We start from the raw sequence: 5,997 nt of genomic DNA, 5'->3' as shown, positions 1-5,997 counted from the left end.
CGCCCGACCAGGACGACCCGGAGCTCGGCGCTGACCCACGCCGCAACAACGACTTCCGCTTCGGCGACGACCCTCGCGGCTTCAAGTGCCCGGCCGGCGCCCACGCCCGACGAGCCAACCCTCGCGACGCCCTGGACCAGGACGGCAGCGTCGACGTCCGGCTGCACCGGATGATCCGGCGCGGCACCAGCTACGGCCCGGCGCTGCCCGATGGCGTGCTCGAGGATGACGGGGCCGAGCGCGGGATCATCTTCGTCTTCGCCGGCGCCCACCTGAAACGGCAGTTCGAGTTCGTGAAGACCCAGTGGCTCAACGACGGGATCTTCATCGGCGCCCCCCTCGAGTCGGACCCGCTGGTCGGCCCCCGCGACGAGCCCGGGACGTTCACGATCCCGCACCGACCGATCCGCCGGCGGCTCCAGGACGTGCCGCCGTTCGTGGTCACCCGCGGTGGCGAGTACTGCTTCGCACCGAGCCTGAGCGCCCTGCGCTGGCTCGCAGCCCTGGACACCTGACGACCCGCCACCMAGAGAGGATGTAGATGAGCACACCACGCACCGACCGCTGGGCCGCACTCGACTTCGCCCCACCGGCCCCCGCTACCGAGGAGACCGAACCCCCGGTCCTCCTCGACTACCTCTCCGAGGGCCGGGTCGCCCGGATCACGCTCAACCGGCCGCACGCCGACAACGCGATCACGACCGAGATGGGCGCCCTGCTGACCGAGGTCGTCGAGGGAATCGCGGTGAGGACCGCCGTGCGAGTCGTCGTCCTGACTGGAGCCGGCGACCGCGCGTTCTCTGTCGGGAGCGACCTGCGACAGCGCAAGGCCATGACCAAGGAGGACTGGTTGCGCCAGCGCCAGGCGTTCGACCGCACCCTCTACACGGTGCGCCAGCTGCGCAAGCCGATCTTCGCCGCCGTCAACGGCATCGCGTACGGCGGAGGGTGCGAGCTCGCTCAGAGCACCGACTTCATCATCGCCTCCGACACCGCGACGTTCGGTCAGCCCGAAGCCATGCTCGGCCTGTCGGCCGGTGGCGGCTCACCGGCGCTGCTGCCGCGCCTCCTGCCGCGGGGCAAGGCACTGCAGATGCTCATGACCGGCGACCCGGTGCCGGCTCAGGAGGCCTACAGGCTCGGGATGGTCAACGAGCTCCACGCGCCCGATGAGCTGATGTCGGCTGCCGAGCAGATCGCCGACAAGATCGCGAGCAACTCCCCCACCGYCGTGCAGGCCGTCAAGCGCGCCGTGCACCTGGGTGAGGGGCAGCCGATCGAGGAGGCGATCGAGATCATGATGGACGCCCACTGGCGCTCGGCGGTCCACCCCGACCGCGTCGAGGGCATCGGCGCCTTCAACGAAGGCCGCGAACCCACGTTCTCCGACTCCGACTTCTGATGACCACTCCACAACACCCGGCACGAAGGAAGGGCTGATCGGCATGACTGATCTGGACGAGCTCGAGGCGGCACGCGCCGCGCTGGTGATGATCAACCCGGCGCCCTACAACGCGGAAGCACCACCGTCTGCCCTGGCCGGGGACGTCACTCCGACCGAGCTCCACTACGTACGCAGCAACTTCGCGGTGCCCGAGCACGACGGCACCCTGACGATCGGCGGCGCGGTCGGCAAGCCCACGACCCTGACCCTCGACGACCTGCGCGCGATGCCCGCGCACCACCGCACGGTCACCCTCGAGTGCGCCGGCAACGGTCGCCTGGAGATGAGGCCGCTACCGACCGGCGAGCCCTGGGGGGACTTCGCCGTCTCCACAGCACGGTGGACCGGCGTCCTCCTCCGGGACGTCCTGGCGGGGGTCGAGCCGTCGGCCGACGGAGTCGAGCTCCTCGCGACCGGTGCCGACCACGGGCCGTACCACTTGCAGGCGATCCTCCCCGAGACCGACCAGGACAACCTCACCTTCACCCGCGCGCTGCCCCTGTCACAGGTCACCGACCCGAGCTCGGAGATCCTCATCGCCTACGAGATGAACGGCCAGCCCCTCGGTCGCGACCACGGGGCGCCGTTCCGGCTGGTCGTCCCGCACTGGTACGCCGTCGCGTCCGTGAAGTGGCTCGAACGCCTCGACGTCCTCAGCGAGCCGTACACCGGAGAGTTCCAGACCGGTCACTACATCTACGAGTGGCCCGACCAGCCCCACGAGCCCGTCACGCTCATGCGGGTGCGCGCCCGCATCACCGAGCCAGCACCCGGCTCGGTGCTGACTCAGGAGACCTGCACCGTCCGCGGCAAGGCCTGGTCGGGCACCGGTCCGGTCACGAAGGTCGAGGTCAGCCTGACGGGAGACGGGGACTGGCAGCCGGCGCAGCTCGACCCGCTCGCCTCCGACAGCTTCGGGTGGCAGGACTGGAGCTTCACCTGGGATGCGATCGGCATCGGCCGGCACACCCTGCGAGCGAGGGCGACCGACGCCGCCGGCAACGTGCAGCCCGACGTACCGCCGTGGAACCGCCTCGGCTACGGGAACAACGCCATCGAAGTCATCTACGTCGACCGACGTTGAGTCCTCGGACAGGGGCAGGGCAGCGTCGCCGAGGAGCTGACCCCGGGAGGCAGGGAGATCGACCGCAGGCGGGTCAACGCCACTCAGCTTCGGCGCGCCCTGTTCGTCCGCGCGGTGGCGGGTGCGCTGCGTGGATCCTCGGGCCAGGCGTGCTTGGGATAGCGACCACGCAGGTCAGCACGCACGCCCGGGTAGCCGTTGTCCCAGAAGGACTCCAGGTCTGCGGTGACGGCGGCCGGGCGTCGCGCGGGGGAGAGCAGGTGCAGCAGGAGCGGGACCCTGCCGTCGGCCAGGACCGGTGCCGCGGTCCAGCCGAAGACCTCCTGCAGTCGCACGGCGAGCACCGGCTGGTCCTGGGAGTAGTCGATGCGCACGCTCGACCCGCTGGGGACTTCCACGCGCTCGGGGGCCACGTCGTCGAGCCTGCCCGCCTCCGGCCACGGCACCATCGCTCGCAGGGCGGCGGTCACGTCGATACGACGAAGGTCCTGGGCCGAGCGGACCCGCGCCAACCGCCCCCCGAGCCAGGAGTCGAGGTTCTGCGTCAGTGCTGCGTCGCTCACGTCGGGCCACGGATCACCGAGCGCGCGGTGGAGGAAGTCGAGGCGGGCACGTAGCGCCCTGGCCGCCTCCGTCCAGGCGAGGAGAGTGATCCCCTCGGTCGCGACCGCCTCTCGGATCGCGTCGCTCACGGCCTGGGCGGGTGGGTCGCTGAGCGGGGTCGAGCTGAGCTCGATCGCGCCCAACGACGTCCGTCGGCGAGCCAGCACCCGCCCACTGGTCCAGGTGACCTCATCCACCTCGGTCCACAGCGATCCCGCTGCCTCCAGCGCCAGGTCCTCGGTGAGGGGGGCCGCCGCGCGGATCCGGGCCTCACGTTGCCCAGGCCGTCGCTCCGCATCACCGACCGCGAGCCACTCCAGTCCGGCCAGCGGCCCCGGGGCGCGCGAGTCGAGCGCCGCGCCTGTCCCGGACGCCATCAGGTAGCTCGACGTACCGGAGCGCTTGCGTGCGATCCGGTCCGGATGCGCCAGGGCCACCACCATGCCCACCGCCACGTCATCGGTGAGTGCTCGGGCGTGGCCCGACGCCCCTCTCCGGTCGCCGGCGGTGCCCTGCTTCGCGACGACCTCCTCCAGCCGGGTGACCTGACGGTGCCACGATCCTGCCCGCGGGCCAGCGCGCAGTGACCGGAGCGCAGCAACCAGGTCTCCGCCGGGAGCGCGCACGCCCTCGCTCAGCATCGCGACCACCTCCGCGGCCCGCTCGGCCCCGACGAGACCAGCCCCGTCGAGCAGGGCACGCGCGAGCCGGGGATCGGCCGGCACGGCAGCCATCACCCGGCCCCGCGAGGTGGCTCTCCCGTCCTCGGTCATCGCCCCCAGGCCCACGAGCACCTCCGTGGCCGCCGACAGTGCGTGCACCGGTGGCTGGTCGAGCAGCGCCATGTCGTGGACGTCGGTGCTGCCCCAGCAGGCCAGCTCGAGGGCGAAGGCCGTCAGGTCGGCGGTGGCGATCTCGGGCTCCGGGTGCGCGGCCAGGTGCGTGTGCTCCGCCTCGGACCAGCAACGCAGCACGGTCCCCGGACCCAGTCGTCCGGCCCGTCCCGCCCGCTGCTCGGCCGCTGCTCGGCTCACCGCGACGGTGACCAGGGAAGCCAGTCCGCGGCGGTGATCGGTGCGCGGCTCGCGCGAGAATCCGGCATCCACCACGACGCGTACCCCGGGCACCGTCAGCGACGACTCGGCGACCGCGGTCGAGACGATCACTCGTCGACGCGGGCCCTCGCTCAGCGCACGATCCTGCTCGGCGCCGGACAGGCGTCCGTGAAGGGCGTGCACGGCCGCGTCCACGCCGGCGAGGCGACGTACGGTCGCCTCGACCTCCGCGACGCCCGGCACGAAGACCAGGACGTCCCCGTCGTGCCCGACCAGCGCACGGCGCACGGTCGCTGCGACATGGTCGTGGAACGCCGGGGTGATCCCCCTGTCGTCGGTCCGGCGCACCCCCGCAGGCGGCGGGCACCAGACCGCCAGGACCGGGTGCAGGGCACCCGGGACGCGGATCACCGGAGCGCCCCCGAGATCGTCAGGACCATCGGGACCGTCACCTCGGCCGAGCAGGGCGGCCGTCCGTTCGGCCTCGATGGTGGCCGACATGGCCACCAGGGACAGGTCCTCACGCAGGTTGGCCCGGACGTCGATGAGCAGCGCCAAGGTCAGGTCGGCGTCCAGGTGGCGCTCGTGCACCTCGTCCAGCACGACGGCCCCGACGCCGACCAGCTCGGGATCGTGCTGGATCCGCCGGAGCAGCAGACCGGTCGTCACGATCTCGACACGTGTACGTCGACTGCTGCGTCGGTCTCCGCGCACGGCGTATCCGACCGTCTCGCCCACCGGCTCGCCGAGCAGGTGCGCCAGCCGACGGGCAGCAGCGCGGGCTGCGATCCGGCTGGGCTGCGTGACGACGACCCGTCCGGTGACGACCTCGGCGACCGCGGGTGGGACCAAGGTCGTCTTGCCGGTGCCCGGAGGTGCCTGGACCACCGCCACTCCGCGAGTGCGAAGCGCCTCGACGAGAGGGGTCAGGCCCGCGGTGACCGGGAGGTCGGGCGGCGCGGCAAGCAGGTTGCGCAGCGGGTCGGACACTCGTGCAGTCTGCCTGACCCGCGCGCCGGCACCCCCGCCGACAGCGAGTCGGCGACTGGGTGTGACACGTCTGGGAGCATCTCGTCATGGACGTCGAGATGCTGGATGCTGAACGGCTCCGATTCCGCGACGGCTCCCCCGTGCGAGCGGCCTCCGCAGTCGTTCCCTTCGGCGGCGGCCACCTGGTGGTGTCGGACGACGCCACCCGAGCGGCCTGGTTCCGTGATGGGACGGTGACTCGGGTACGGCTCCTCCCGCCTGTCGGCGGGTACGACGTGTTCGACGAGGCGTCCGGGACCAAGCACCTCAAACCGGACCTCGAGGCTGCCTGTCAGGTCGAGGTCGGTGGGACGCCAGCGGTGCTGGTGATGGGCTCCGGCTCCTCCMCGGCCCGGATGCGGTGGTGCCTGCTTCGGCTCGAGGACGGCCTGCCGAGGGTCGTCGTCGCCGACATGACACAGGTGTACGCCGCTGTCGCGGCTGCCCTGGCCGTCGACCTCGAGCTGCTCAACCTCGAGGGCGCCTCCATCGTCGGAAGCACGATGCGATGGTTCCACCGCGGGCTTCCTTCGGCCGGGATGCCCTCGGGAAGCGTCCACATCGACGTATCCGCCGCAGTGGCTGCCACCCTGGGCACTCTCGACGCGGCAGAGGTTACGGCCACCCGTCCCGTGCACTACGACCTCGGCGCCGTGGAYGGCGTCGGCCTGGCCATCACCGACGTCGTCGCGCTGCCCGGGGGCGACCTGATCGCCAGTGCCGCAGCCGAGGACAGCCCCGACCCGCGCGACGACGGGCCGGTGGTGGCATCAGCCCTGGCC

4 protein-coding genes and 1 pseudogene are annotated in these 5,997 nt (G+C 72.0%); 4 read left to right on the top strand and 1 reads right to left on the bottom strand.

Translation table 11 applies throughout. The annotated features are described in order from the left end of the window. From ACXJKL_RS12350 to ACXJKL_RS12340, 3 genes and pseudogenes are all read left to right on the top strand, one after another. Window positions 1–515 (top strand): annotated as a pseudogene (locus tag ACXJKL_RS12350) (Dyp-type peroxidase); the annotation flags it as partial. Window positions 516–541: 26 nt separating this feature from the next. Beyond that, on the top strand, window positions 542–1,402 hold the full coding sequence (locus ACXJKL_RS12345) for an enoyl-CoA hydratase/isomerase family protein (protein ID WP_457207343.1): 861 nt from the start codon (window positions 542–544) through the stop codon (window positions 1,400–1,402). A gap of 43 nt (window positions 1,403–1,445) precedes the next feature. Then, on the top strand, window positions 1,446–2,528 hold the full coding sequence (locus tag ACXJKL_RS12340) for a sulfite oxidase (RefSeq protein WP_457207342.1): 1,083 nt from the start codon (window positions 1,446–1,448) through the stop codon (window positions 2,526–2,528). A gap of 83 nt (window positions 2,529–2,611) precedes the next feature. On the opposite strand, the gene hrpB is transcribed toward ACXJKL_RS12340, so the two are convergent. Then, window positions 2,612–5,176: an ATP-dependent helicase HrpB gene (gene hrpB, locus ACXJKL_RS12335; protein ID WP_457207341.1), complete on the bottom strand. Its 2,565-nt coding sequence runs from the start codon at window positions 5,174–5,176 to the stop codon at window positions 2,612–2,614. A gap of 86 nt (window positions 5,177–5,262) precedes the next feature. On the opposite strand from hrpB, the gene ACXJKL_RS12330 reads away from it, so the two are divergent. Next, the coding region (locus tag ACXJKL_RS12330) for a DUF6910 family protein (protein WP_457207340.1) at window positions 5,263–5,997 on the top strand (735 nt) is incomplete at its 3' end.

The sequence above is a fragment of the Nocardioides sp. P5_C9_2 genome, assembly GCF_054049555.1.
Note: the sequence above shows the minus strand (reverse complement) of the source record. Positions and strands in the feature narration are given on the sequence as shown.

Coding starts and splice junctions, on each gene's coding strand:
- ACXJKL_RS12340 (WP_457207342.1), top strand. CDS start 1,446: ATGACTGATCTGGACGAGCTCGAGGCGGCACGCGCCGCGCTGGTGATG.